This window comes from Saccharopolyspora ipomoeae (genome assembly GCF_029952525.1).
Classification (GTDB): domain Bacteria; phylum Actinomycetota; class Actinomycetes; order Mycobacteriales; family Pseudonocardiaceae; genus Saccharopolyspora; species Saccharopolyspora ipomoeae.
Genome location: NZ_JASAOF010000015.1, coordinates 34,007 through 57,528 on the forward strand (window position 1 = coordinate 34,007; position 23,522 = coordinate 57,528).

General features: G+C 67.4%; 26 protein-coding genes and 1 tRNA gene. 18 read left to right on the top strand and 9 right to left on the bottom strand.

From position 1 onward, the window contains the following. The first annotated feature begins 830 nt into the window (after positions 1-830). Entirely contained in the window at positions 831-1,631 is an 801-nt protein-coding gene (locus QFW96_RS20910) for a DUF4118 domain-containing protein (protein ID WP_281457390.1), read from the top strand. A 591-nt stretch (positions 1,632-2,222) separates the two neighbouring features. Here QFW96_RS20910 and QFW96_RS20915 read toward each other — a convergent pair. Next, complete coding sequence (locus QFW96_RS20915) at positions 2,223-2,423, bottom strand: hypothetical protein (RefSeq protein WP_093421299.1); 201 nt, start codon at positions 2,421-2,423, stop codon at positions 2,223-2,225. A gap of 95 nt (positions 2,424-2,518) precedes the next feature. Here QFW96_RS20915 and QFW96_RS20920 point away from each other — a divergent pair, with 95 nt between their 5' ends. Beyond that, a complete protein-coding gene (locus tag QFW96_RS20920; protein WP_281457391.1) occupies positions 2,519-2,710 on the top strand; it encodes a helix-turn-helix domain-containing protein in 192 nt (63 codons plus the stop codon). Between the two features lie 61 nt (positions 2,711-2,771). Here QFW96_RS20920 and QFW96_RS20925 read toward each other — a convergent pair whose 3' ends face one another. Both QFW96_RS20925 and QFW96_RS20930 read right to left on the bottom strand, forming a co-directional pair. Continuing rightward, the gene (locus QFW96_RS20925) at positions 2,772-3,677 is read right to left on the bottom strand and encodes a glycosyltransferase (protein ID WP_281457392.1); all 906 of its coding nucleotides are present in this window, start codon (positions 3,675-3,677) and stop codon (positions 2,772-2,774) included. Next, on the bottom strand, positions 3,674-4,525 hold the full coding sequence (locus tag QFW96_RS20930; protein ID WP_281457393.1) for a GntR family transcriptional regulator: 852 nt from the start codon (positions 4,523-4,525) through the stop codon (positions 3,674-3,676). The genes QFW96_RS20925 and QFW96_RS20930 overlap by 4 nt, the downstream gene beginning before the upstream one ends. Before the next feature lie 132 nt (positions 4,526-4,657). Here QFW96_RS20930 and QFW96_RS20935 point away from each other — a divergent pair, with 132 nt between their 5' ends. The 10 genes from QFW96_RS20935 (at position 4,658) to QFW96_RS20980 (ending at position 11,646) form a co-directional block, all read left to right on the top strand. Next, positions 4,658-5,017 (top strand): hypothetical protein, encoded by a 360-nt coding sequence (locus tag QFW96_RS20935; protein WP_281457394.1) that lies wholly within the window; start codon positions 4,658-4,660, stop codon positions 5,015-5,017. 292 nt (positions 5,018-5,309) lie between these two features. Then, entirely contained in the window at positions 5,310-5,543 is a 234-nt protein-coding gene (locus QFW96_RS20940; RefSeq protein ID WP_281457395.1) for a hypothetical protein, read from the top strand. Positions 5,544-5,646: 103 nt separating this feature from the next. Continuing rightward, positions 5,647-5,895, top strand: coding sequence for a hypothetical protein (locus tag QFW96_RS20945; RefSeq protein ID WP_281457396.1), 249 nt, complete (start codon positions 5,647-5,649; stop codon positions 5,893-5,895). After that, positions 5,895-6,074: a hypothetical protein gene (locus tag QFW96_RS20950; RefSeq protein WP_281457397.1), complete on the top strand. Its 180-nt coding sequence runs from the start codon at positions 5,895-5,897 to the stop codon at positions 6,072-6,074. The genes QFW96_RS20945 and QFW96_RS20950 overlap by 1 nt, the downstream gene beginning before the upstream one ends. Before the next feature lie 81 nt (positions 6,075-6,155). Continuing rightward, complete coding sequence (locus QFW96_RS20955; protein WP_281457398.1) at positions 6,156-7,631, top strand: FtsK/SpoIIIE domain-containing protein; 1,476 nt, start codon at positions 6,156-6,158, stop codon at positions 7,629-7,631. A gap of 25 nt (positions 7,632-7,656) precedes the next feature. Next, positions 7,657-7,842: a hypothetical protein gene (locus QFW96_RS20960; RefSeq protein WP_281457399.1), complete on the top strand. Its 186-nt coding sequence runs from the start codon at positions 7,657-7,659 to the stop codon at positions 7,840-7,842. Between the two features lie 8 nt (positions 7,843-7,850). Then, positions 7,851-8,777, top strand: a complete 927-nt coding sequence (locus QFW96_RS20965; RefSeq protein ID WP_281457400.1) for a hypothetical protein — start codon at positions 7,851-7,853, stop codon at positions 8,775-8,777. 115 nt (positions 8,778-8,892) lie between these two features. Next, entirely contained in the window at positions 8,893-10,266 is a 1,374-nt protein-coding gene (locus tag QFW96_RS20970) for a replication initiator (RefSeq protein ID WP_281457401.1), read from the top strand. Positions 10,267-10,268: 2 nt separating this feature from the next. Next, a complete protein-coding gene (locus tag QFW96_RS20975; protein ID WP_281457402.1) occupies positions 10,269-10,448 on the top strand; it encodes a helix-turn-helix transcriptional regulator in 180 nt (59 codons plus the stop codon). Between the two features lies 1 nt (position 10,449). Then, complete coding sequence (locus QFW96_RS20980) at positions 10,450-11,646, top strand: tyrosine-type recombinase/integrase (RefSeq protein WP_281457403.1); 1,197 nt, start codon at positions 10,450-10,452, stop codon at positions 11,644-11,646. Between the two features lie 52 nt (positions 11,647-11,698). Here the strand turns inward: QFW96_RS20980 and QFW96_RS20985 are convergent. Next, positions 11,699-11,774 (bottom strand) — tRNA-Lys (locus QFW96_RS20985). A gap of 95 nt (positions 11,775-11,869) precedes the next feature. Here QFW96_RS20985 and QFW96_RS20990 point away from each other — a divergent pair. The 3 genes from QFW96_RS20990 (at position 11,870) to QFW96_RS21000 (ending at position 14,468) form a co-directional block, all read left to right on the top strand. Then, positions 11,870-12,385 (top strand): GNAT family N-acetyltransferase, encoded by a 516-nt coding sequence (locus QFW96_RS20990; protein ID WP_281457404.1) that lies wholly within the window; start codon positions 11,870-11,872, stop codon positions 12,383-12,385. Between the two features lie 238 nt (positions 12,386-12,623). Beyond that, complete coding sequence (locus tag QFW96_RS20995) at positions 12,624-13,721, top strand: cobalamin-independent methionine synthase II family protein (protein WP_281457405.1); 1,098 nt, start codon at positions 12,624-12,626, stop codon at positions 13,719-13,721. 60 nt (positions 13,722-13,781) lie between these two features. Next, positions 13,782-14,468, top strand: coding sequence for a class I SAM-dependent methyltransferase (locus QFW96_RS21000; RefSeq protein WP_281457406.1), 687 nt, complete (start codon positions 13,782-13,784; stop codon positions 14,466-14,468). 4 nt (positions 14,469-14,472) lie between these two features. Here the strand turns inward: QFW96_RS21000 and QFW96_RS21005 are convergent, their stop codons facing one another. Then, on the bottom strand, positions 14,473-15,015 hold the full coding sequence (locus QFW96_RS21005; protein ID WP_281457407.1) for a chorismate mutase: 543 nt from the start codon (positions 15,013-15,015) through the stop codon (positions 14,473-14,475). Between the two features lie 192 nt (positions 15,016-15,207). Between QFW96_RS21005 and QFW96_RS21010 the strand changes: the two genes are divergently transcribed. Continuing rightward, a complete protein-coding gene (locus QFW96_RS21010) occupies positions 15,208-15,774 on the top strand; it encodes a phosphatase PAP2 family protein (RefSeq protein WP_281457408.1) in 567 nt (188 codons plus the stop codon). A 46-nt stretch (positions 15,775-15,820) separates the two neighbouring features. Here QFW96_RS21010 and QFW96_RS21015 read toward each other — a convergent pair whose 3' ends face one another. After that, on the bottom strand, positions 15,821-16,435 hold the full coding sequence (locus QFW96_RS21015; RefSeq protein WP_281457409.1) for a YigZ family protein: 615 nt from the start codon (positions 16,433-16,435) through the stop codon (positions 15,821-15,823). A gap of 494 nt (positions 16,436-16,929) precedes the next feature. Further along, positions 16,930-18,051, bottom strand: a complete 1,122-nt coding sequence (locus QFW96_RS21020; RefSeq protein WP_281457410.1) for a 5-methyltetrahydropteroyltriglutamate--homocysteine S-methyltransferase — start codon at positions 18,049-18,051, stop codon at positions 16,930-16,932. Positions 18,052-18,230: 179 nt separating this feature from the next. Here QFW96_RS21020 and QFW96_RS21025 point away from each other — a divergent pair, with 179 nt between their 5' ends. Continuing rightward, positions 18,231-19,382 (top strand): FAD-dependent oxidoreductase, encoded by a 1,152-nt coding sequence (locus QFW96_RS21025; RefSeq protein WP_281457504.1) that lies wholly within the window; start codon positions 18,231-18,233, stop codon positions 19,380-19,382. A gap of 59 nt (positions 19,383-19,441) precedes the next feature. Here the strand turns inward: QFW96_RS21025 and QFW96_RS21030 are convergent, their stop codons facing one another. Then, a complete protein-coding gene (locus QFW96_RS21030) occupies positions 19,442-20,266 on the bottom strand; it encodes an aldo/keto reductase (protein ID WP_281457411.1) in 825 nt (274 codons plus the stop codon). 132 nt (positions 20,267-20,398) lie between these two features. Next, positions 20,399-21,616 carry an MFS transporter gene (locus tag QFW96_RS21035; RefSeq protein WP_281457412.1) on the bottom strand — a complete coding sequence of 406 codons (1,218 nt, stop codon included), beginning with the start codon at positions 21,614-21,616 and terminating at the stop codon, positions 20,399-20,401. Between the two features lie 381 nt (positions 21,617-21,997). Between QFW96_RS21035 and QFW96_RS21040 the strand changes: the two genes are divergently transcribed. Next, positions 21,998-23,365, top strand: a complete 1,368-nt coding sequence (locus tag QFW96_RS21040) for an arylsulfotransferase family protein (protein WP_281457413.1) — start codon at positions 21,998-22,000, stop codon at positions 23,363-23,365. Positions 23,366-23,522 lie beyond the last annotated feature (157 nt).

The window sequence follows — 23,522 nt, forward strand, 5'->3', positions numbered from 1 at the left end:
TCCACGGCAAAAGCACGGCGGCGATCTTGAAAAGAAGAACCCCAGGCCTTGTGACCTGGGGTTTTGGTGGGCCGCCAGGGGATCGAACCCTGAACCCGCGGATTGTCGATCCATGATGGACAGTGCTTGTCGTTGTCTGACGGCACCTTTGGTGAGCTGCGTGGATGGCGATTTGGAAGTTCGCCTTGCCTGGCGTCATTTGCCGTCATCTGCGGGTGGTTCTTGGCAATTAATCGGCGACTTCTGCTGTCCCTTGCCGTGGTTTGACGGCCTTCGCGGGGACAAGTTGCGTGACCACCAGGCCGGGCTTGGCGGAGCGGTTCGTGAGTTCGAAGGTGGCGAGCGCCCACCAGTCGCCCACGCAGGTCTGGTGCCAAGCTAGCAGGATGCCGGGGACGGTGGCTGAGATGTCGATGCCGCCCGCTCGTACGCGGAGCGGGGTGTTGCCGTAGCCGACGTCGCGTTGAGGTGGGAGGGCCTGTACCAGGTGGCCCCAGATGGGTTGCGGGGTGTCCGGCCGTCGCCGTGTGCCCTGCCAGCCATCGTCACCCTCGCTCGCCACCTGGTGCCCGCCCCGACGTGAAGTTTGGTCGGGTCGGCCAGAGAGGTGCAGCGGCCGACCCGCGCCGAGCTTTCTGGATCTTCCCCATCCTTCAGTCCGACGCCCCGAGAGTAGAACACACGTGCGAATGATCGCCAGTCCGTAAAGCTCGCAGGAGGCGCAGCCGCCACACGAATAATGGTCGGACTTCAGGGGCGAGCTACATGGGCTACACGGTGTCAGCGCGAGCAGCTGCAAGGCTGGGGCAAGGGCGAGCACACTGGCAGCCATGGACATGCCTCGTGGGCGCTCATTTGCGTGGCTGGTGACGCACCGACCGCTTGTTGTCGGCGTTGCGGTGCTGCTCCCACTCGCGGCGTGTGCGGTGCTCAGCGTCTTCCGCGACAGCGTTCCGAACACTAGTTCCGCCCTGGGCCTAGTTCTGCTCATCGTCGCAGCGGCCTCCACTGGTATCAGATCGGCGGGCCTGCTCGCGGCGTTGTCGAGCGCGGTCTGGTTCGACTTCTTCCTCACCGAGCCGTACAACCGGTTCGCCATCACTGACCAGGCCGACATCGAAACCGCTGCTCTGCTCATGCTCGTCGGGGCTGCGGTCAGCGAGATAGCACTGTGGGGTCGACGCCAACAAGCCCGTGCAAGCCTCGAGCAGGGCTACCTGGACGGCGTGCTCAGGACCGCTGCGGCGGTAAGCGCTGGCCAGTCCTCCACTGAATCGCTGATCGAGCACGTCTGCGGACAGATCGTTGAGCTCTTGCAAATCGATCGCTGCCGGTTCGATCCCGGCGACGGCCCCGTGCTTGCCACGATCGAGGCCGACGGAACCGTCAAATACAACGCCCACCCGCTAAATGTCAGGCGTCTGGGCCTCCCGACCGACACGGAGATCGAGCTCGTGGTCCAAAGCCACGGCGCCATTCACGGCCGATTTCTACTCACTGCCGCCACCAGCGTCGTCAGGCCATCACAGCAGCAGCTGCGCGTCGCGGTCACCCTCGCCAACCAGGTGGGTGTCGCGCTCGCAACCAACACCGACGACGGCAACGAGGGCCAGCCGAGCACCAGCTCATGAACGGTAGTCCGCACCCAGGAAACCCACTGCGGTTCGAACGCCGTCCGCACGCAAAGCAGCGGCGCAATTGAAGACACCCGAGATTGTCGCCACCGCCGTGATCAGGTTTCCGAGCCATTGCCATTGAGGTCCCATGATCGGCAACCTAGCGGTGACCACAAGCCGGTGAGCACCTTCGCGGCCGACACTTTCGTACTCGCTGGAGCGGTAAGGCGACCACCTCGCGAGCGCGCCCAGCACTGTTCCTTGAGTTTGCCCAGGTGAGCGATGGCCTGCGGCAGGGAAGCCGCGGTTGGCTTGGTCGGCTTCGGGCGTGCTCCTGCGGGGCCGCCTGCCACCGCTGGCGTCAGGGTGCGGCTGCCGACCTTTCCGCTTGCGCCCGGTCGCGGCGTTGGCCTGCCGGGACCGGTGAGCGCAGCGAGCCGCACGCCCGGCCGGCCAACGACCGCTTGACCGGGCTCGCATACAGGAAGGTCGGCAGCTCCACCCTGGCTCGCATACAGCGGTAGGCGGCCCCGCAGGGGCCGCCCTTGATGAAGTAGAGAAAGTTTAAACACGCGGACCAGAACCGCAGGCCAGAAGGCTGCGGGTTCAGTTGACGACGCCGTAGCAGAAGACTCGAAGGTGAGCGTGCTCGACGTGCCATTCCATGCAGTCGATGCCCGTTGATCCGAGGTCCGCGAGAACCCTCCCGCACGCCTCGCCTCCGATGGGGCACGTCCACCAGGTGCGCTCGTCGATGACGACCACGCCGAGGTCCAGTCGCAGGCTCCCCACTTTGATCTCCGCCACGCGACAATCGTACGTAAACGCGACATACGCGGGTATAGGTAGGTAGCCGCGACATTCGACTGGCTTAGCGTCGAAGTGCGGGCGAACGTAGGCGAGTGGCCTCAAACTACGTCTCGACTGGCGAAGCGGCGAAAGCGATCGGCGTGGACCGACGCACGCTGCAGCGGTGGGCGGCTGAGGGGGCCGTTGAACCGGCCTTGGTGACGAACGGTGGTCACCAGCGGTGGGATGTCGAAGACCTGAAGGAACAGCTGCGCCAGAAGCGTCGTTCCGACAAGGGCCAGTAGCCCGGATAGCAGAAACGGCGCCGCTCGGTAGCGAACGACGCCGTCTCAGGTTGGTGCTCGGTCAGGTTGCGTTGTTTCCGTCGATGCAGCGACGCAGTTCATCGAGAGACCTCTTCAGGAGCGCACGTTCGAAGTCCTGCGGGTCGTCCTCGTCCGGCCGGTACTCGGCCATCTTCTCGTGGACGTTGTCGTACCACTGCCGCAACTTGCTTGCGCCATCCTCGGCCAATCGCCCGTCGGCCAATGCGTGCTGGATGACCACTTCGAGCTCCTGCGCCATCAGGTCCGGCTTAGGGCGCTGCGGGTTGACCCAGTCGTCGGCCAGTACCGGGCGAAGTCGAGCTGCTTGCCGATTCCAGTGGAACAGCAGCTCCAGGTCCACCGTGAAGTCATCGGGCAGCTCGGTCGGCCAAAGCTCCCGCACTGCAGCACGTTGCCCTGACCACGGGGTCGAGCCGACGCGAGGGAGGATCTCGGGGAACAAGGCTCCGGCCACCGGCGCGAAGAAGCCGTGGAGCCAGAGCTGCGGGTACAACGGGCGCCAGTAGAGATCGGAGACCACCGCGTCCGCGAGACCCTGCAGTACGGGCTGAGCGAGAAGCGCGACGAGCGGGGGATTCCCGAAGTACTGCAAGTCGCCATCGATCAGGCAGATGACGTCGCCGTCGGTGGCCGGGACGCCGCTTGAGATGGCGGCACCCTTCCCTGCGGGCGACTCGACGACCTTCGCACCGGCCTTCGCCGCGAGGTCCGCGGTTTGGTCGGTACACCCACTCGCGCTGACGGTGACGTCTCCGTCGACGCCGAGCACCTCAAGGCCAGCGAACGAGTCGGCCACGACCTGCGCGATGGTCTCTTCTTCGTTGTGCGCAGGGATCAAGACACTCACGCTCATGTCGCGCTTCGACAGCGTCCGCTCCTCGACGAGCTCGATTCCGAGCGCCGGGTCGATCGAAGGTCGATTCATGCGTCACCTGCCGCGTTCAGCTGCTCAGACGTCCAAGGCCGCAGCTCCTCGGTGACCGTGATTTCGGTGGTGTCAGCCGGATACCGGGCCTCGGAGTACTCCACCACGCGGTCCTGAGTATCGATCGACCGGCTCAGGACGTGCAGCATGGGAGTTCCGGGGTTCATGCCCCATGCCGCCCGTTCGCTGGGCGTGGGCTGGGCGGAGAACACCGTCCGCGTGAAGCGGGCGAGCTCGATGCCGACCGTGTAGAGCTGGTGCTGATGGCCGCCGGGCCACGGCTCGTTGTTCTGGTCGAGCAACGCGGGATTGCCCTCGATGAGGGCGCGCGGGATGTAGGAAACGCTCCAGGAGCACCGCAGTCCGGTTGACTTGTGGACCATCTCGTACACGCGCTGAACCAGCGGAGTGCCTGGCTCGACACCCAAGATCTCCGCCTGCTCCGCATCGGCCGGGGTCTCCGTGTAGATGGAGCTGGAGTCGGTGTCGTCGATCGAGATGCCGGCCGTTAGCTCGATGGCACCGGTCTCCCTGCGCTCTGCTTCAGGTCGGAGGACCAGGTCCTTCTGCTGCTGGGTCCATCCGTCCGAGAGGTAGATGTTGTGCCGCTTCTTTGGCGCCTGAACGGTCGCGGGCTTACCGCGCCCGCCGGGCACAACCAGGCCCTCGTCGCGCAGGAGCGCGAGCGCGCCCTCAGCCGTCGCCTTGGCCACCTCCCACTCTGCCGAGATCACGCTGAGGCTCGGCAACGCGTCGCCCGGCTTGAGCTCTCCTGACGCGATCGCCTCCCGTAGGTGGTTGGCAATCCGGTCCCTCACCGGGACAAAACCGCTGGTCTCTGGGGTCATACGGCCATTAGACCACATCGCTTCCTAGTTTCCTAGGAAACCCCCTTGCGGATCGTTCGTCGGTCGGGTTAGAGTGATCCCAACATTCCTAGGAAACTAGGAACCTAGGAACCATCTAGCGGAGGTAAGACAGTGCGGAACATCCCGGTCAACCTGCAGGGTCACAAGCTCATGATCACCGAGGCGCCGACGCTGAAGATGTTCGAGAACGACCACGGCGTTCAGGAGGTCGTGACCGACCGGCAGGGGGTTCAGCAGTTCGTGGTCTCGCTGTTCGTCAAGCGCAAGGCCCAGCCCGGCGAGTACGCGGGCAAGGGTGAGGAGATCAAGGTGACCCTGACCGCCGACCCCGGCGAGGGCTTCGAGGAGGGCACCTACGTCGAGCTGATCGACGCGACGGTCAGCTACTGGGAGCGCAACGGTCGCTCGGGTCTGTCCTTCCGGGCCAACGGCATGACCCCGCTCGGCGCGACGGTCTCGGCCGCAGCCTGATCGAGCCACCCATTCCGACCGTTTCTTTCTGATTCTTTTAAGCCGAATCCGGCTGCTTGTTGTTTGAGAATTCCATAGTGGGCCGAGCTATGCCCAAAACCGGCGGAATGTGTCGTCGGTTGGGCTTTATTGACCCCCGGCCGTCTGCGGATGTTCCGGGGGTCTTTATGGCCTTCGGGAAAGGAGATTTGGAAATGTCGCTCAAGTACTGCCCGGCGTGCCACTGCGACAAGTGGCGCTACCAGCACACGCACGACCAGTACTGCTTGGACCGAGAGTGGGTGGTGTTCCTGTGAACACGCTGCAGCGGGACCAGGCGCTGGAGGACCTTCGTCGGCTGTCCACAGAGCTCACGGAGGCATTCGCGACCGCAGGTGATGCGGCGTACTCGGTGGATGTGCCCGGTGGCCCGACCGCGTGCGGGGCGGACATGCGCGAGGTGACGGGCCAGCTGCTGGCGTCGCTTCAGATCGTAGTGACCGTCATTCGCAGGGTTGAAGAGCAGGAGGACGAGTCCGATGAATGACCTGTTCGATTCCTCGTTCGGTTTCCACGGTTCGGGCTGCCTCGGCGGCCGGTGATCAGATCTTCCCGGGATTTCCTCGGGCGAAAAGGAAAGGTGGTTGCAGGTGGAGGTTACGAAGCAGCTGTTCCGGCGCAATTCGCGCGGAGTCAAGCGGCTGTCGACGATCGGTTCGCTGATGGATCAGCTGAACCAGGACGTGAACAAGGTCGAGTTCCTCGACGGCGAGTTCGTCGAGGACCGGCACTACGCGGAGGCCCAGGAGCTGGCCGCTGCGGTGGCGAAGGCGGCGGACGCGGTGCGTGAGGGCATCGCCGAGCACGGTGGATCGAGTGTTGCGAAGGAGTACAAGTAATGGCCAATGCAGACGGTGTGACCGGCACGGTTCGCGAGATCGACGCGACCATGCTGGAGCTGACCAAGACGGTGACCAACTTCGGCGTTCCGAAGGGCCTCGGTGGTCCGCTGAACCAGCTGAAGCGGGCGGTGGGCGACCTGGTGGCCCACCTGGAGATGTCGCAGCGCAGAAGCTAACCGCACAACCCCAAGCACGGCAGGGCGTCGGATTCCCAGAACGGGAGTCCGACGCCCTTTTTCATGAAAGGGCAGGCAGTCATGCGAGACACGCGAGTGGGCACGGAACGGACTCCGGCGCGGGTGGTCGGCGGCTGGATGCTGCGGCACCCCCGGACGATGGGCAGCACGACGGCGGTGGGCACGGCGGGCGTGACGCTCGGCTACCAGACCGTTCTGTGGGCTGCGGGGATCGCGGTGTTGGCCGGTGCCTCGTGGAGGCTGCTGGACGCCCCGACCTTCGACCGCTTCGCCGGACGGCTCGTGCGGGCCTGGTGGAGACGCTGGGTCATCTACCAGCGCCAATGGATGCGCGTGGTTGCCTCCTGCGGGTTGGTCACTTCCGACCACCGCGGTGATCAGCTGGTACCGAAGCTGGTCGCGGTCCGCTCGAACTGGGTGTGGGATTCGCTGCACATCCGCATGGCCAAAGGCCAGGAGCCCGAGGACTACGGGCAGGCGCTCGACCGGCTGGCGAACTCCTTCAAGGCGCAGGCCGCGTCGATGCGCATCCTCAAGCCCGGCAAGATCGCCCTGGACTTCCAGCGGCGCGAGCCGTTCAACGAGATGGTGATCCCGCTTCCCGCGATGCCGGAATCGGTGGACGCGGTGGACCTGCGCAAGCTGGAGATCGGCCGGACCGAATTCGGCCGGCCTTTCCACCTCGACTTGGTCAAGCGGGACATCCACGTGCTGTTGGCGGGCGAGACCGGCGCGGGCAAGGGCTCGTGGCTGTGGGGCATCCAGCGCGCTCTGGCACCGATGATCCGGGCCGGTCATGTCCGGCTGTGGGTGATCGACCCCAAGGGCGGCATGGAACTCGGCGGCGGCCGGGAGATGTATCACCGCTTCGCCGACTCCGACCGCGCCGGACTGGCGCTGATGCGGGAGTACGTCCAGACGCTGGACGAGCGCAAGTTCGAACTCGGCCGCCAGGGCATCCGCAACGCGTCCCCGTCCCGGGAAACCCCGCTTGACGTGCTGATCTGCGACGAGCTGGCCGCGATGACCGCCTACACCGACCGGGACATCCGCATGGAGTTCCACCAGCTGCTGTCCAAGGGACTCACGCAGTTCCGCGCGGTCGGCGGACGGATCATCGCCGCGACACAGGAGCCCACCAAGGACGTCGTCCCGATGCGTGGGCTGTTCCCCACCAAGATCGCGCTCCGGGTCGATTCCGCCTCGTACGTGGACATGTGCCTCGGCGAAGGGATGCGGGACCTCGGCGCGTTCGCCGACAAGATCCCCACCTACCTCGCCGGAGTGGCCTACGCCAAGAACGACGGGCGCAAAGAACCCCAGCGCGTCCGGGCCGCTTTCAGCACCGATGACGACATCGCCGAGCTGGTGGCCTTCTGCACCGAGCTCAACAACGTGACCCCGATCCGCAAGGAGGTCGAGCTGCCGGACGGCACGGTCACCAACCCCTACGACGTCGACTTCGAGGAGTTCGAGGACGACGAGCTCGAAGAGATCGAGCACTTCGAGGGCGAAGACGACGAAGAGATCGCCTGACCATTCACAGTAAGGAGATTCACCCATGCACATCGTCCACGTTGAACTGTCCGGTAAGGGCGTGCTGATCAGCATCGGCGTCCTGGCCTTCGTGCTGGCCGTGCTGGCCCTGGTCTGGCTGGTGCTGAACCCGGCCGTCGCGATCGGCATCGGGATCGGCCTGGTGCTGCTCGTGCGGGGTCTGATCGTGCTGTTCAGCCCGGCGAAGTAGGAGGCATCGTGTCCGAACACGACCAGCCCGAGGCCACCGGCAACGACGGGCGGACGCGGCGGGTGCGCAAGCTCGGAGACCGGATCTCCGAGGCCCGCCGCCTGCGGGGCCTGATCCGTGACCCTGATCTTCAGGCCGTGGAGATGGAGCGCAACGGACGGCGCACCCTCGCCGGGCTGTGGTTCTTCCTGGCGCTGGGCCTGGTGTTCACCACCACCGGTGTGCAGCAGTTCCTCGCCGGGAAGACCACACCCGCCGATCCCCTGTGGTGGGCCGCGTGGACCGTGGAACCGATGTTCGCCGGGTTGTTGATCGTGTTGCTCAACTTCGAGGCGGTCATCCTCTCCCACGGAGTCGAGCCCGATCACCACTGGTGGTCCCGCCTCAAAAGGGTGTTGCTGACCTCGACGCTGCTGATGAACGTCATCCCGCAACTGCTCCCGCTGCTGACGGGACGATGGGCGGACTTCAACGCGGGCTCGGCGGTCGTGCATGCGATCATCCCGGTCATCGTCTACGGCATCGCCGAAGTCATCCCGGTCATCCAAGCCCGGCAACGGCAGGTCATCTTGGCCGCCTACGCCGCCGCCGATCCACCCGCACCGGAACAACCGGTGGATCCGGGACCGGCCGAAGTGCCGGAACGACCGGAGGTCTCGGAGCTGCCGGAAAGGCCGGCCACCGCGTCCACTGAACGTCCGCGACCGGCGGAACGACCGGACACCACCTCGGTCATCGGGAAATCGATGAACCTCCCGGCTGGCGTCCTGCAGGGCATTTCCGACGCCTGGGAGCTGGCGAATGCCGAAGGCCGGGAGTTCACCGCGGCTGATGTCCGCCAGGTTGTCCGCCTGCCGGAACCGGTGGCCGCGCAGATCGTCGCCGATCTCAACGCCGCCGAAAAGCCCGTCACCAACGGCCACCCCGTGGCCTGATGTGACGACATCCCACAACTGAAGATCGCGAGTTCAACCCCTGCTCGGCGGGCATCCACCGAGCACGGGAACGACCTCCGTGGGTGCTCCGCCGAGCCCTCTTCTGGGAGGTCACATGGCATTGCCCGAAGTCCCGGCGGTGGACCGCCTCGCCCGGCGGCTCCAGTCCCCGGACTACCAGCAGTGGCGCTCGATGGTGGAAGCTACCGGCGGATGCGCCCACCCGGTCCGGCTGACCGGACACTGGATGCTCACCGACAAGACCACCGGCGCGCTGCTGTCCAAGCCCGACGGCACCCCGGCCCTGAAGTCCGGGCACCTGTTCGCCCCTTGCGGCAACCGCCGCGAGTCGGTCTGCCCCGCGTGCTCGGACCGCTACGCTGCCGACGCCTTCCACCTCGTGCGTGCCGGGATGTCCGGTGGCTCCAAGGGCGTGCCGGTCACCGTGGCCGACAAACCGCGGTTGTTCGTCACCCTGACCGCACCCTCGTTCGGGCCGGTCCACAACCGCCGGACCTCGGCCAACGGCAAGCGCGTGCCGTGCCGATGCGGTCGCTTCCACCACGAACACGACCCGGCCATCGGCCAGCCCGTCGACCCGAGCGGCTACGACTACACCGGCCACGTCCTCTGGCAGGCCCACGCCGGGAAGCTGTGGAACCGCTTCACCATCTACCTCCGGCGACACATCGCCCGTGCGGCCGGCATCCCGGTGAAGAGCCTCAAGGACCACGCCCGGCTGTCGTACGCCAAGGTCGCCGAGTTCCAGAAGCGCGGCGTCATCCACTTCCACGCGATGATCCGCCTCGACGGCCCGGAGGGCGCGGCCGACGCGACTCCGTCCTGGGCCACCGCTGATCTGCTCACCGACGCCGTTCACGCCGCACACGCCGCGACCGGCGTCGAAGCGCCCGAGATCGACAGCACCACGCGGCTGCTGACTTGGGGAGAGCAGATCGACGTCCGACCGATCCGGGCAGTGGACGCCCACCAGGTCGAAGACGACCAGGGCGCCATCACCGATGACCGGCTGGCCTCCTACGTCGCCAAGTACGCCACCAAGGGCACCGGGAAGTCCGAAGCCGCCGATCGGCCGATCCGATCCCGCGAACACATCGAGCTCCTGGAAGCCAGCGAGCACCACCGGCAGATCATGCGCACCGCGTGGGACCTTGGCGGGCTGGAGGACCTCGACGGTCTCAACCTGCGGCGCTGGTGCCACATGCTCGCGTTCCGCGGGCACTTCCTGTCCAAGTCCCAGCGCTACTCCACCACGTTCAAGCGCATCCGGGGCGACCGCCAGATCTGGCGGCTGGAGCAGAACCTCGACGAACTCGGCGTCACCGCCGACTCGGTGGCCGTGGTCAACCACTGGGAGATGACCAGCATCGGCCACCGCGATCCCGAGGAGCAGGAACTCGCCCTCGCCATCGCCGACCGCAAGCGCCAAGCCCGAAAAGACCGCTACGCCAACGAAAGGAAGGACTGACTATGCGCAACCTGTGGGGAATCGACGACGTTGCCAGCTACCTCGGTGTGCCGGTCGGCACCCTCTACCAGTGGCGTAGCCGGGGATATGGTCCGACCGGACGCAAGATCGGAAAGTACGTCCGGTTCAAGCCCGAGGACGTCGAGAACTGGTTCGAGTCTCAGGCTGCGGGGGTGATCTGAGATGGCAGGTCGTCTGCCGCTTCCGCTGGGCACGATGGGTGAGATCTCGGTCAAGCACGTCGGGAAGTCCTGGTCGGCAAGAGCCTGGTACCGGCGTGAAGACGGAACATATGCCGACGTGCGTCGTCGCGGCCGGACCAAGGAGCTGGCTCGGCAGGCTGTCCGGGATGCGGTCAAGGACTTGGTCCCGGTGTCCGACGGCACCGATCTCACTGCCACATCGCTGTTCGCCGACGCTGCCCAAGCGTGGCTCGACCAGTTCAGGAAGGACGCTGAGAACGGTACGTACTCCCTGACCTCACTGGACACCTACGAGAACGTGTACGAGAACCACATCAAGCCAGGTCTCGGTGAGCTGCGGCTGTATGAGGTGAAGACGCCGGTGGTCAACAAGATCTGCCAGGCCAAGCTCAAGGACAACAGCTTGACCTTGGCCAAGCTCGTCAAGGCCGTGATCAGCAACATCATGACCTTTGCGATTCAAGCTGGGGCGGTTGAGACCAACCCGACGAAGGGCATCGCCGCCCTCTCCGAGCGTAGAGCCAAGATCAAGCGGAAGAAGCCTAGGGCCCTGACCAAGGACGAACTGAGCGATCTGCTCAAGATCCTTGACCAAGATGAGAAGGCGAAGAAGCGGGACCTGCCGGACCTGGTGCGTTTCTTCATCGCGACGGGTGAGCGAGCGGGTGAGGCTCTGGGTGCTCACTGGGAGGACTTCGATCCTGAGGCGAAAAAGCTGCGGATGAGCGGGAACCTGATCCGTGCACGTGGCAAGGGTGCCTTGCGCAACGACGGGAAGACCGACGGCTCGGCGCGGGACATCGCGCTCCCTGACTGGGCGGTGAACATGCTCCGGGAGCGCGCCGAGCAACTGGGTGAGGTTGATCCAGGCAAGCCGATCTTCGTCAACACGAAGGGTGGGTACCTCAACGCGTCGAACGTCTACAACCGGACGTGGGCACCGTTCCGGACCCGCGCTGGCTACGAGTGGGTGACCTTCCACACGCTGCGCAAGACGGTCGCCACGCTGCTGGACGAAGCGGGCCTGACGGCTCGCCAGGTGGCGGACCTGCTGGGCCACTCGCGGGTGTCGATGACCCAAGACGTGTACTTCGGCCGGGGGCAGCAGTCCCGTGCCAGTGCCGAAGCCCTGGCCTTCGTGGTACCCATCGAGGGTCCGGGGAAAGTTGGCAATTAATTGGCAATCGGGCCTCGGCAACAAAGAACCCCAGGCCTGTGACCTGGGGTTTTGGTGGGCCGCCAGGGGATCGAACCCTGAACCCGCGGATTAAAAGTCCGCTGCTCTGCCAGTTGAGCTAACGGCCCGCGTGCCCAGGCTACAAGGTCCGGATGATCTCCGTGGCCCGTGGTCGCGGCAATTCGGACCGAAGTCACACCACACCGACCGAGGAGGGCGACTCGTGACCTACCTGTACCGGCTCGCGACGCGCGCGGACTTGCCCGCGATCGTCGGCATCTACAACTCGGTGATCCCGGACCGCTCGGCGACCTGCGACCTCGACCCGGTCACCGTCGAATCGCGCGAGGACTGGTTCGCCAAGTCGGATCCCCAGCGCTACCCGGTCTGGGTGGGGCACGAGCCGCCAAACCCGGATGTCGTGACCGGGTACGTGTCTCTGGAGCCGTTCCTCAACGGTCGTCCCGGCTACGACGTCACCGCCGACCTCGCGCTCTACCTGCATGCCGATCACCGCGGCAGCGGCCAAGGCGCGTGCCTGCTGCGCCATGCGATCGCGCAAGCCCCCGAACTCGGCTTCCGGAACATCGCGACCACGATCTTCGCCTCGAACCAGCGCAGTCTCCGCCTCTTCCGCGCTCACGGCTTCCAGGAGTGGGGACGGCTCCCGGCCGTCGCCGATCTCGACGGCCGCTCCGAAGACGTCGTCTTCGTCGGCCTCCCGCTGGCTCAGGCGTGACCCGCGGTCGGGAACCTGCGGTATTCGCCCCGACGGTTCCCGTGGGATTCGTCGGTCGGGTTGTTGACCTCGACTTCGTCCTGGAGAAGGGTCGGGGGTGCGGTCTCGGCGGCCGTGTTCTTCAGGGTTTGTCGACATGGGGAGAGCTGTGAGCGGGATCCTTGCGACGCACACCGGAAGTCTGATCCGTCCGAGCGAGTTGTTGTCGTTCCTGTCCGCGAAGGCCGGGGGTGCCGACGTGGATGAGGAAGCCTATGGGGCGTGTCTGGTCAAGTCCGTCGACCACGTCGTGCGCAGGCAGGTGGAGGCGGGCATCGACGTCGTCGACGACGGTGAGATGGGCAAGGCCAGCTGGATCACCTACCTCTACGAGCGCATCAGTGGCCTGGAATCCCGGCCGATCGAGCTCGACGGTCCGAGCATGCTGCCGCCGAGCCGCGACCGGCAGGCGTTCCCCGGCGCCTACGCCGAGCTCGACGCGCTCGACGAGGCAGCCACCCGCAAGAGCAACTCGCAGGCCGACGAGCGGGAACCAGCGGCGTGGTTCTGCACCGGCCCGCTGCGCTACGACCGGACCGCCATCGATCGCGACATCGCGAACCTGAAAGCCGCTGTGGCGCAGCACGAAGGAGTCGAGGGCTTCCTGCCGGTCGTCGCTCCTGCCAGCGCCTACTGGCTGACCGACGAGCACTACGACTCCGACGAGGAGTTCGTGTTCGCGCTGGCCGACGCGCTCAAGGAGGAGTACCGGGCGATCGTCGACAGCGGCCTGATGCTGCAGGTCGACGACGCGGTGCTGATGCACGAGTGCGACACGATCCTGGCCCGAGGTGGCACCTACGACGACTACCGGCGGTGGGCGGAGCTGCGCGTCCGCGCGCTCAACCACGCGCTGGAAGGACTTCCGGAGGAACGCGTCCGGTATCACGTGTGCTTCGGCAGCTGGCACGGTCCGCACGCGTTCGACCCGCCGCTGCGCGACGTCGTCGACCTGATCCTGCAGGTCAACGCCGGTGCCTACGCGATGGAGCAGGCCAACCCGCGGCACGAGCACGAGTGGCGGGTGTGGGAGGACGTGCAGCTGCCGGACGGCAAGAAGCTCATCCCGGGCGTGGTCACGCACCACACCAACGTCGTCGAGCACCCGGAACTGGTGGCGCAGCGGCTGATCCGGCTCGCCGGGGTCGTGGGGCGGGACAACGTGCTGGCCGGGACCGACTGCGGGTTCGCGCAGGGCGCGTTCGTGCACCGGGTGCACGAGGAGATCCAGTGGGCGAAGCTCTCGGCGCTCGCCGAGGGCGCGCGGCTGGCCTCGGAACACCTCTGGAGCCGCTGATAATGAGCGGATGATCGGTAAATGCCGTTGTGCCGCTTGGTTTTTCGGTAGGATGGCGTGATGTCGAGATCAGTGCGCGACGTCGACGGTCTGCTGCGGATGCTGGACGAGATCTTCCCGTCACCCCAACCTTTCTGGGACGGCTTCTACGCGGATCGCGACCGCGACGTCCCGTTCTTCGTCACCAAACCCGATGAGAACCTCGTGTCCTACGTGGACGACGGCGTGCTGAAGTCGGGCCGCGCGCTGGACCTCGGGTGCGGCCCCGGCCGCAACGCGATGCACCTGGCCGCAACGGGTTTCGACGTCGACGCCGTCGACCTGTCGGCCACCGCCATCGCGTGGGCCCGCGAACGAGCACCGGAAATCCGCTTCCGGCACGGCGATGCGTTCACCCTCGACCTCGCCGGGCCCTACGACCTGATCTACGACTCGGGCTGCTTCCACCACCTGCCGCCGCACCGCCGCATCAGCTACCTCGACCTCGTCGACCGGCTGCTGGCCCCCGGCGGTCATCTGGCCATGACCTGCTTCGTCACCGGCGCCGAGAACACCGGAACCGAGCTGCCCGACGCCGACCTCTACCGCCTGGGCGACCTGCGCGGCGGCCTCGCCTACGGCCCCGACGAGCTGCGCGCGATCTTCGCCGACCTCAGCCCGGTCGAGATCCGCCCGATGCGCGCCCAGCCGCCGGAGTCACCGACCTTCGGCGCGGACTTCCTCCAGGCCGCGCTGTTCCGCCGCTGAGCCGTCAGGCGCAGATCGACGGGGTCGCCCGGCCCAGGGCGGCCTGGTGGAGGGCGTCGAGATCGCGGGCGGTGTGCGCGTAGGCGCTGACCAGGTGGCCCGTGCAGGACGGGCCGTCGCGGAGCTCGTCGGTGTCGCGCAGCTGCACCAGGATCGCCTCGCCCAGCCGGTCCAGCTCCGGGCGGATCTCGCCGAGATCGGGGCGTTCGGTCGGCTGCTCGTCGGGGTGCGCGGTCCAGCGGGCGTGCAGCCCGCGCTGCACGAGCTTGCTGGCCTCGATCTGGTCGCGGAAGACCCGCGTGGCCTCCTCCGGGTCGAGCCCGAGCTCCACCGCCCGCGCGGCGACTCCGTCGAGCACCTCCTGCTCGCGCTCGGGGTCCTCGATCGGCGAGTCCGTCCCCCACTTCGCGGCGGCGACCTGGTCGGACAGCACCACCCGCTCGGCGGCGGACCCCACCAGCGGATCCAGCGCGCCCTCGGCCTGCGCCGGGGCCCCGAGCCCCAGCACCGCGGCGACCACGGCACCCCCGACGACCAACGACCTCATCGCAGAACCTCCCCAGGATGATCAGGTGTTCCCAGTCATACACCCGAATCCCGCCCCGGTCGACACGATTTCAACGGAAGTCGGGTCCCCGATTTCAATGGAAATCCGGGACCCGACTTCCGTTGAAATCGTGAATCCCCTGCTCGGCCGTGGCCGGAGCCGGGTGCTGGGAGTCCGGTTAGTGTGGAGGAGGTGGACTACAGCACCGACTTGTTCTTGATCATCTCGGGCTGGGGCGCCGCCTCGCCCGGCTGGCTGCAGGCCGTCGCCCTGGTGCTGACCCATGCGCTGCTGCTCGGGTTCATCCCCGTCGCCGGGTACGTGTGGTGGCGGGTGGACCGGCGGGCGCGGGCCGCGCTGGCGATCCTGATCTCCGGTGGTGCGGCCTGGGTGCTCACCGACCCGGTCAAGGACGTCGTCCGGCAGCTGCGGCCGTGCCGGACTTTCCCGGTGCGCACGGTCGAGCACTGCAGCGAGGTCGGTGTCTTCTCCTTCCCCAGCGGGCACTCGGCCACGGCGGCGGCCTTCGCGGTGACGGTGGCCGTGCTGTGGCGGCGGGCCGCCGCGATCGTGGCGGTGGTGGCCGTGCTGGAGGCGTTCCTGCGGATCTACCTGGGCGTGCACTACCCGCACGACGTGCTCGCGGGCCTCCTGTTCGGCGCCATCATCGGTGCGATCGCGGCCGTCGCGAGCAAGCCGAGCGCGAAACGACCGCCGACCGTCCTCGCTGACGAGACCGCTGCTGCCCAGAAGTGTTGAAAGAGTGCGGCGGCACCGACGCGCAGAGCAACCACGTGAACGGTTCTCAGAGCTCCGCGTGGACCAGCTCGCCCTCGGTGGCCTGGGCTGATCCCCCGGTGTTCTCCGCCAGCCAGGCGTGGAAGGTCTCGACGTCCTCGACCGGGACGTGGACGTGGAAGCGGACCACGGCGTCGTAGGAGGTGTCGGCCACCTGGTAACCGGCCGACCGCAGATCGTTGTCGAGCCGGCCCGCCAGCACGTAGTCGGCCTCCACCTCCAGCACCCGCACCGGACGCCGCTCCAGCGTCCCGACGTGCTCCAACGCCTCGGACACCGCGCCGCCGTAGGCGCGGACCAAGCCGCCCGCGCCCAGCAGCACCCCGCCGAAGTAGCGGGTGACCACGGCGACGGTGTTGGTGATCTCGTTGCGGCGCAGCACTTCCAGCATCGGCACCCCGGCCGTGCCCGCGGGTTCGCCGTCATCGCTGGACTTCTGGATCTCCCCGGAGTCGCCGAGGACGAACGCCGAGCAGTGGTGCCGGGCGTCGTGGTGCGCCTTGCGCTGCAGCTGGATGAACTCCCGCGCCTCGGCTTCGGAGGTCACCCGCAGCAGCGAGCAGATGAACCGGGACTTGCGCACCTCGATCTCGTGCTCGCCCGACCGCTTGATCGTCCGCATGCGACCTCCCCACCGCCATCCTCCCACCTGGGGGTTCACCGATCGGCGTGTGGGGATTTTCATGGAAAGGGCGGGCGATTCCGGGCCTGTCGGTACCGCCCCGTACCGTCCACCCTCATGGAGCAGTCATCGAGCCCGTTTGAACCAGGCGTGCGTGTGCGTGCCACGTTCGGCCGGTTCCGTGATCAGGAGGGCACGGTGGTGGAGACCGCCACCGGTCTCCCGCAGGTCTTCGAGGGCCCGGTCCTCTGGGTCAGATTCGACGGCGCCGAAGAACCCGGCCTCGTAGCGGGCCGCTTCCTGGAAGAGGCGGCGTGATTTCTTGAATCCCGTGGTCACCTCGCTCGGCGGTGCCGGTGGCAGATCCCGAGCGGCTCCGTGGACTGCGGGTGCGGCCGTCCTAGCCACGAAGCCGCTCAGAACCTGCGGCGGTGCGGGTTGCTCAGGTGGGGCTGACCAGCCCCAGAACCCCTGATCAGCCCCAGACCTCCTGATCAGCCCCAGACCTCCTGGGCCGTTTCGACGACCAGGCGGAGCTTGGCGACCTCTTCCTCGTAGGTCAGCGCGTTGCCGTCCTTGGTCGAGGCGAAGCCGCACTGCGGCGACAGGCACAGCTGGTCGAGGTCGACGTACTTGGCGGCCTCGTCGATGCGGCGCTTGAGCTCGTCCTTGGACTCCAGCTCACCGCGCTTGGTCGTGACCAGGCCCAGCACCACGTACTTGCCCCGGGGCACGTGCCGCAGCGGGGCGAAGCCGCCCGAGCGCTCGTCGTCGAACTCCATGAAGAAGCCGTCGACCTCCAGCTCGTTGAACAGGGCCTCGGCGACGAAGTCGTAGCCGCCCTCGGCCACCCACGACGACCGGAAGTTGCCCCGGCACATGTGGGTGGTCACCGTGAGCGTGTCCGGACGTCCGCGCAGCGACTCGTTGATCAGCCGGATGTCCTTGATGTGCGCGTTCTCGCCGTCCTCGCCCCGCGCGTTGAGCATCTCCCGCTGCTTGGGGTCGTTGAGGTAGGCCAGGCTGGTGTCGTCGAGCTGCAGGTAGTGGCAGCCCAGGTCGGCCAGCGCCCGCACCTCCGCCCGGTAGGCGGCGGCCAGGTCGGCGCGGAACTGCTCCATGTCCGGGTAGACCTCGGAGTCCACGGCCGCAGGTCCGCCCCGGTAGGTGAGCATGCCGGGCGACGGGATGGTCAGCTTCGGCGTGTTCTTGGTGGTCCGGGACGCCAGGTACTTGAAGGCGTCGGCGAAGATCGTGCCCGAGAGCTTGATCTTGTCGGTGACCTTCAGGTCCGGGGTGATGAACTCGATGTCGCCCTGGGCGTTGTGGAACTGGACCTTGAGGTTGTTGTCGTCGACGCGTTCGACGCCGTCCAGCTGGTACAGGAAGTCCATGTGCCAGGAGCTGCGGCGGAACTCGCCGTCCGTGGCGCTCTGCAGGCCGACGTCCTCCTGCATCTTCACGACCTGAGCGATCGCCTCGTCCTCGATGCCGCGCAGCTCGGCGTCGTCGATGCGGCCGGCCGCGTGCGAGTCACGGGCTTCCAGCAGGCGTTCGGGGCGGAGCAGGCTGCCGACGTGGTCGGCCCGGAACGGTGGTGCAACACGTGGGCTCATGGGACGCAAGATAGTTCTCGGGCCAGGGCGTGCCTAGGTGAGTTTTCATTTTCCGAAAACCCGTCCCCTTCCGGGTGCCGGTTGACTCGTTCACGGCGTGTGACCAAGGACAATTCGGTACATACGGTCGAGTGGATAAAATTGTGGAGCAGCACTGTCGGGGATGACGGATGGAGACGATGCGAGTTCTCGTGATCGGAGCCGGAGTCGGAGGACTCGCAATCGCCAACGGATTGCTCCGCCGCGGCTATGACGTGCAGGTTTACGAACACCACGACGCGCTGAGGACATCGGGCGCCGGCATCACGGTGTGGAGCAACGGCACCGCCGCGCTGCGCGAGCTGGGCGTGGACATCAGCGATCGCGGGCACCAGCTCGACAGCCTCCGGTCACTCACCGAATCCGGGCGGTTGCTCTGGGAAGCCGATCTCGACGAGGTCACCGAACGGCTCGGCTCCCCGACCGTGCAGATCCCGCGCCGCCGGCTCATCGCCGAGATGGCCGGGGCGCTGCCCGCAGGGGCGCTCCAGTTCGGCCGCCGCTGCGTCGCCATCACCGAGCACCCCGACCACGTGCGAGTGGACTTCGCCGACGGCTCCAGCGCCACCGGCGACCTGCTCATCGGCGCCGACGGCCAGCGGTCGGTGGTGCGGCAGCAGGTCATCGGCGGCGAACCCGCCAAGCCCACCGGCTGGGCCAGCTGGCAGGGCCTGACCCGCAGCGACCTGCCGGTGGCCGAGGGCAGGCAGACGCTCAACATCGCCGGGCGCAACGCGCACTGCGGGCTCATCCCCACCGGCGACGGGCTGCTGCACTGGTGGTTCGACATGCCGTGGCGCGCGGGCGACCCGGTGCACGCGGTCGCCGAGCTCCGCGAGCTGTTCCGCGGCTGGCCGGAGCCGGTGGAGGCGCTGCTGGACTCGGTCACCGACGACGACCTGGGGTTCTTCCCGCACATCCGGCACAAGGTCCCGCAGGTGTGGGGCGGTGCCCGCAGCACGCTGCTCGGCGACGCCGTGCACGCGATGCCGCCCGCGGTCGCCCAGGCCGCCAACCAGACCCTCGAAGACGCCTGGCTGCTCACCGAGTACCTGGCCGACGGCGAGGGCTCCCTCGCCGACCGGCTGCGCGCCTACGAGTTCGAACGCCGCCCCCGGGTCCTCAAGGTGTCCCGCACGGCGGCCCTGACCTCGGCCCAGCGGCGCACCCCGATCCAGCGCCTCGCGCGCTTCCCCGGCTGGCTCGCCACCCACAGCCAGGTCGTGTCGCTGCGCTCCGGCAGCAACGTCCTGCGCTCGTTGGCGGCCAAACCGGCGCTGCGCGCGGCCTGAGCAGCGAGAAGGGCCCTCGACCTGATCAGGTCGAGGGCCCTTCTCCGTTCAGTTCCGGATCACATGTCGTCCGGGTTCGGGCCGACGCGGACGCCGTTCTCCAGGGCCGTGAGGGCCTTGATGTCGTCCTGGGCGAGCTCGAAGTCGAAGACCTCGATGTTCTCCTGGATGCGGGACGGCGTGACCGACTTCGGGATGGTCACGTTGCCCAGCTCGATGTGCCAGCGCAGCACGATCTGGGCCGGGGTCTTGCCGTACTTCTCCGCCAGGTTGGCGACCGTGGCGCTGTCGAGCAGACCGTTGTTGCGGCCCAGCGGGCTCCACGCCTCCGTCAGGATGCCGTGCTCGGCGTGGAAGGCGCGCAGCTCGGCCTGCGGCAGGTTCGGGTGCAGCTCGATCTGGTTCAGCGCGGGCACGACGTCGGTCTCGTCGAACAGGCGCTTGAGGTGCGCGATCTGGAAGTTCGAGACGCCGATCGCCTTGGCGCGGCCGCTCTTGCTGATCTCCTCGAACGCCTTCCAGGTCTCCACGTACTTGTCCTGGCTCGGAACGGGCCAGTGGATCAGGTACAGGTCGACGTAGTCCAGACCGAGGCGGGCCATGCTCGCGTCGAAGGCCTTGAGCGTGCTGTCGTAGCCCTGGTCGTCGTTCCACAGCTTGGTGGTGACGAACAGGTCCTCCCGCTCGACGCCGGACTCGGCGATGGCCTTGCCGACGCCTTCCTCGTTGCCGTACACCTTCGCGGTGTCGATGCTGCGGTACCCGGCGTCGAGCGCTGCGCGAACCGGGGCGATGACCTCGTCGGCCGGAACCTGGAAGACGCCGTAGCCCAGCTGGGGCATCGAAGCACCGGTGTTCAGCGTGACGTTCGGAACCTGAGTCATGTGGGTGTTTCCTCCACCGAGTTCGGGATTGTCTGGCCGCAGTTCGGAATTGGTACAGGGCCCCCGTCCGGCTGGAACCGATTCAGGGGCACCTGCATTCCAGAGCACTCGTGTGAGCTGAGCAACCGCAGATCAGGCGGTGAGCTCGGATTCCGCCGACGCGGTCTGCTGCGAGGACTGGTGCGAGACCACGACCCCGCGCCGGTTCGGGCGGGTGCCCAAGCGGCCGGACAGCACCGCGAAGCTCAGCCCGACCAGCGCCAGCAGCGCGCCGACCCAGCTCGGTGACACCAGCCCGAACCCGGCCGCGATCACCACGCCGCCCAGGTAGGCGCCCAGCGAGTTGGCGATGTTGAAGGTGGACTGGATGCTCGCCGAACCCAGCGCCGGGGCCTCCTTGGCCTCGTCGAGGATGCGCGCCTGGATGCTGGGGATCGCGGTGAAGCCGGTCGCGCCGATCAGGAACACCATGATCGGAGCCATGATCGGGTTCTGCGCGGTCAGCGCGAACACCGCCAGCGAGACCGCCAGCGCCGAGATGCCCGCGCACAGCGTCTTCAGCGGTGCGCGGTCGGCCAGCCGGCCGCCGATCGCGGTGCCGACGGTCATGCCGACGCCGAACACGGCCAGCAGCGGGGTGACGGCGGTGGCGCTGAACCCGGTCACGTCGGTGAGCACGGGCTTGATGTAGCTGTAGAAGGAGAAGATCGCGGCGAAGCCGAAGACCACGACGGCGAAGGCGATCCACACCTGCGGGTTGCGGAAGGCCCGCAGCTCCCCGCGCAGGCTGACCTCGGTGGGCTTGGGCTGCTTGGGCACCAGCACCGCCACGGCCGCCAGCGCGAGCACGCCGATCACCGCGACCAGGCCGAACGCCCAGCGCCAGCCGAGCGCGTGGCCGAGCTGGGTGCCGATCGGCACGCCGACGATGTTGGCGACGGTGAGACCGATGAACATCATCGAGATGGCCTGCCCGCGCCGGTCGGCGGCGACGAGACCGGCGGCGACGACCGCGCCGATGCCGAAGAACGCGCCGTGCGGCAGGCCCGAGATGAACCGGGCGGCCAGCAGCGTCCCGTGGTTCAGGGCGAACGCCGAGAACAGGTTTCCCGCGGTGAACAGCACGAGCATCCACAGCAGCATCGTCTTGCGACGGGCTCGCAGACCGAGCATGGTCAGCGCGGGCGCGCCGATGACGACGCCGAGTGCGTACAGCGAGATGTACCCGCCGGCGTCGGGGATCGACACCTGCAGGTCGGTGGCCACTTCTGGCAGCAGCCCCATCATCACGAACTCGGTCGTTCCGATCCCGAATGCGGCGATGGCCAGGGCCAACAGGGCAATGGGCAAGGAATTCTCCCGTGTGGTGAAGGTGTGGTCCTCTTCCGCGCGCTGCACTGCACGGCGTGCTCAGGCGTTCGTCGCCTTGCTGGTGCTGGGGTGGCTGCGGAAACGATTCAGTTCAGCGCCCACGATGGCGCTCCGCACACGTTCAACAGTACTCAGGCCTGCGCTGTTCCTCGTCCGAGTATGAAGCGCGCCACTTCCGAGATCGCTCGTTCGGACCACAGCGCTGCGAGATCAGCTCGTCCACTGTGGAATTCAACGGTGCGGAACGCACAACCGAATGGCGCTCGGATTGGGCGAATTCGGAAATCCCCGAAAATCTCGAAAATGGAGAGCTGAATGCGAAAGCCGGGTTCACGTCTCGTCGCGGGAGCAGCGCTCGCCATGACGGCGCTCGTCGCCGCCGCGATCCCCGGAGCGGCGGCACCACCCGTGCCCAGCCAGTACGCCAGCCGGCCGGACCTGAGTCCACCGCAGGTGCAGATCGAGTCACCCGCGCGCGGCACCGAACCCGGCTACATCTTCCTCGACGCCCGCGGCACCGCGACCCAAGGCGGACCGATGATCGTCGACGACTCCGGGCAGCCCGTGTGGTTCCGGCCCTACGGCGACGGCATGAGCCGGGTGAGCACGTCTCTGCGCACCCAGACCTACCGCGGCCAACCGGTGCTGACCTGGTGGGAAGGTGATCAGGACGAGGGCTGGGGCGACGGCGAGTTCCACGTGCTCGACCAGTCCTACGAGGAGGTCGCCACCGTCAGGACCGGCAACGGGGTCGACACCGACCTGCACGACATGACCATCACGCCGCGCGACACCGCGCTGCTGCTCGGCTACCACCAGGTGGAGCGCGACGGGCGCCAGGTGGTCGAGGGCGTGATCCAGGAGGTCGACATCGCCACCGGCCGCGTCCTGTTCGACTGGCGGAGCCTCGACCACGTCGGGCTGGAGGAGTCGACGATTCCCGCCCCGGCCGACCCGAACGCGCTGTTCGACTACCTGCACCCGAACTCGGTCACCGAGGACGCGAACGGGAACCTGCTGCTGTCGGCCCGCAACACCGACGCCGTCTACCAGATCGACCGCGCCACCGGCGCGATCCAATGGCGGCTGGGCGGCGTGCGCAGCGACTTCGCCGTCGATCCGGCCGCGCGGTTCGCCCGGCAGCACGACGCCCGCTGGCTGCCGACCGGGCAGCTGAGCATCTTCGACAACGCCTCCGACGTGCCCGGACCGCCCTCGCGCGGCATCGTCGTCGACCTCGACCCGGGCGCCCGCACGGCCCGGCTCGCCCAGTCCGTCGCCCATCCCGGCGGGACGACGAGCCCCACCCAGGGCAGCTACCAGGTCCTGCCCGGCGGCCACCACTTCGTGGGCTGGGGCTCGCAGGGGCAGTTCACCGAGTACGACGCGGCGGGCGGGGTCGTGCTGCACGCGTCGCTCGGCGACGGGATGCAGTCCTACCGCGCGCTGCGCCTGCCGTGGGTCGGCACGCCGAAGACCCGCCCGGACGTCGCGATCCGCGATGAGAACGGCACCCGCGCGCTCTACACCAGCTGGAACGGCGCCACCGAGGTCCGCGGCTGGCGGCTGCTCGCCGGCGACACCCCGTTCACGGTGGAGCCGGTCGGCGACGTGGCCAAGGCCGGGTTCGAGACCCGCGGCGTCGTCGCAGGCCCCGAGCGCTACGTCGCCGTCGAAGCCCTCGATGCCCAGGGTCGAGTCCTCGGCCGCTCCGACACGGTCTCCTAACTCCGCGAGACGTCCCGTTGGGGTGGGGAAGTTTTCATGAAAACTTCCCCACCCCAAAGATCCCCGAAGGATCCGAGGTTTTCATGAAAACTGTCCCGATCCAGACTGATCAGGAGCACGAGATGCCCTGGTGGGAGCCTCCCCACCCCGTTCTCCG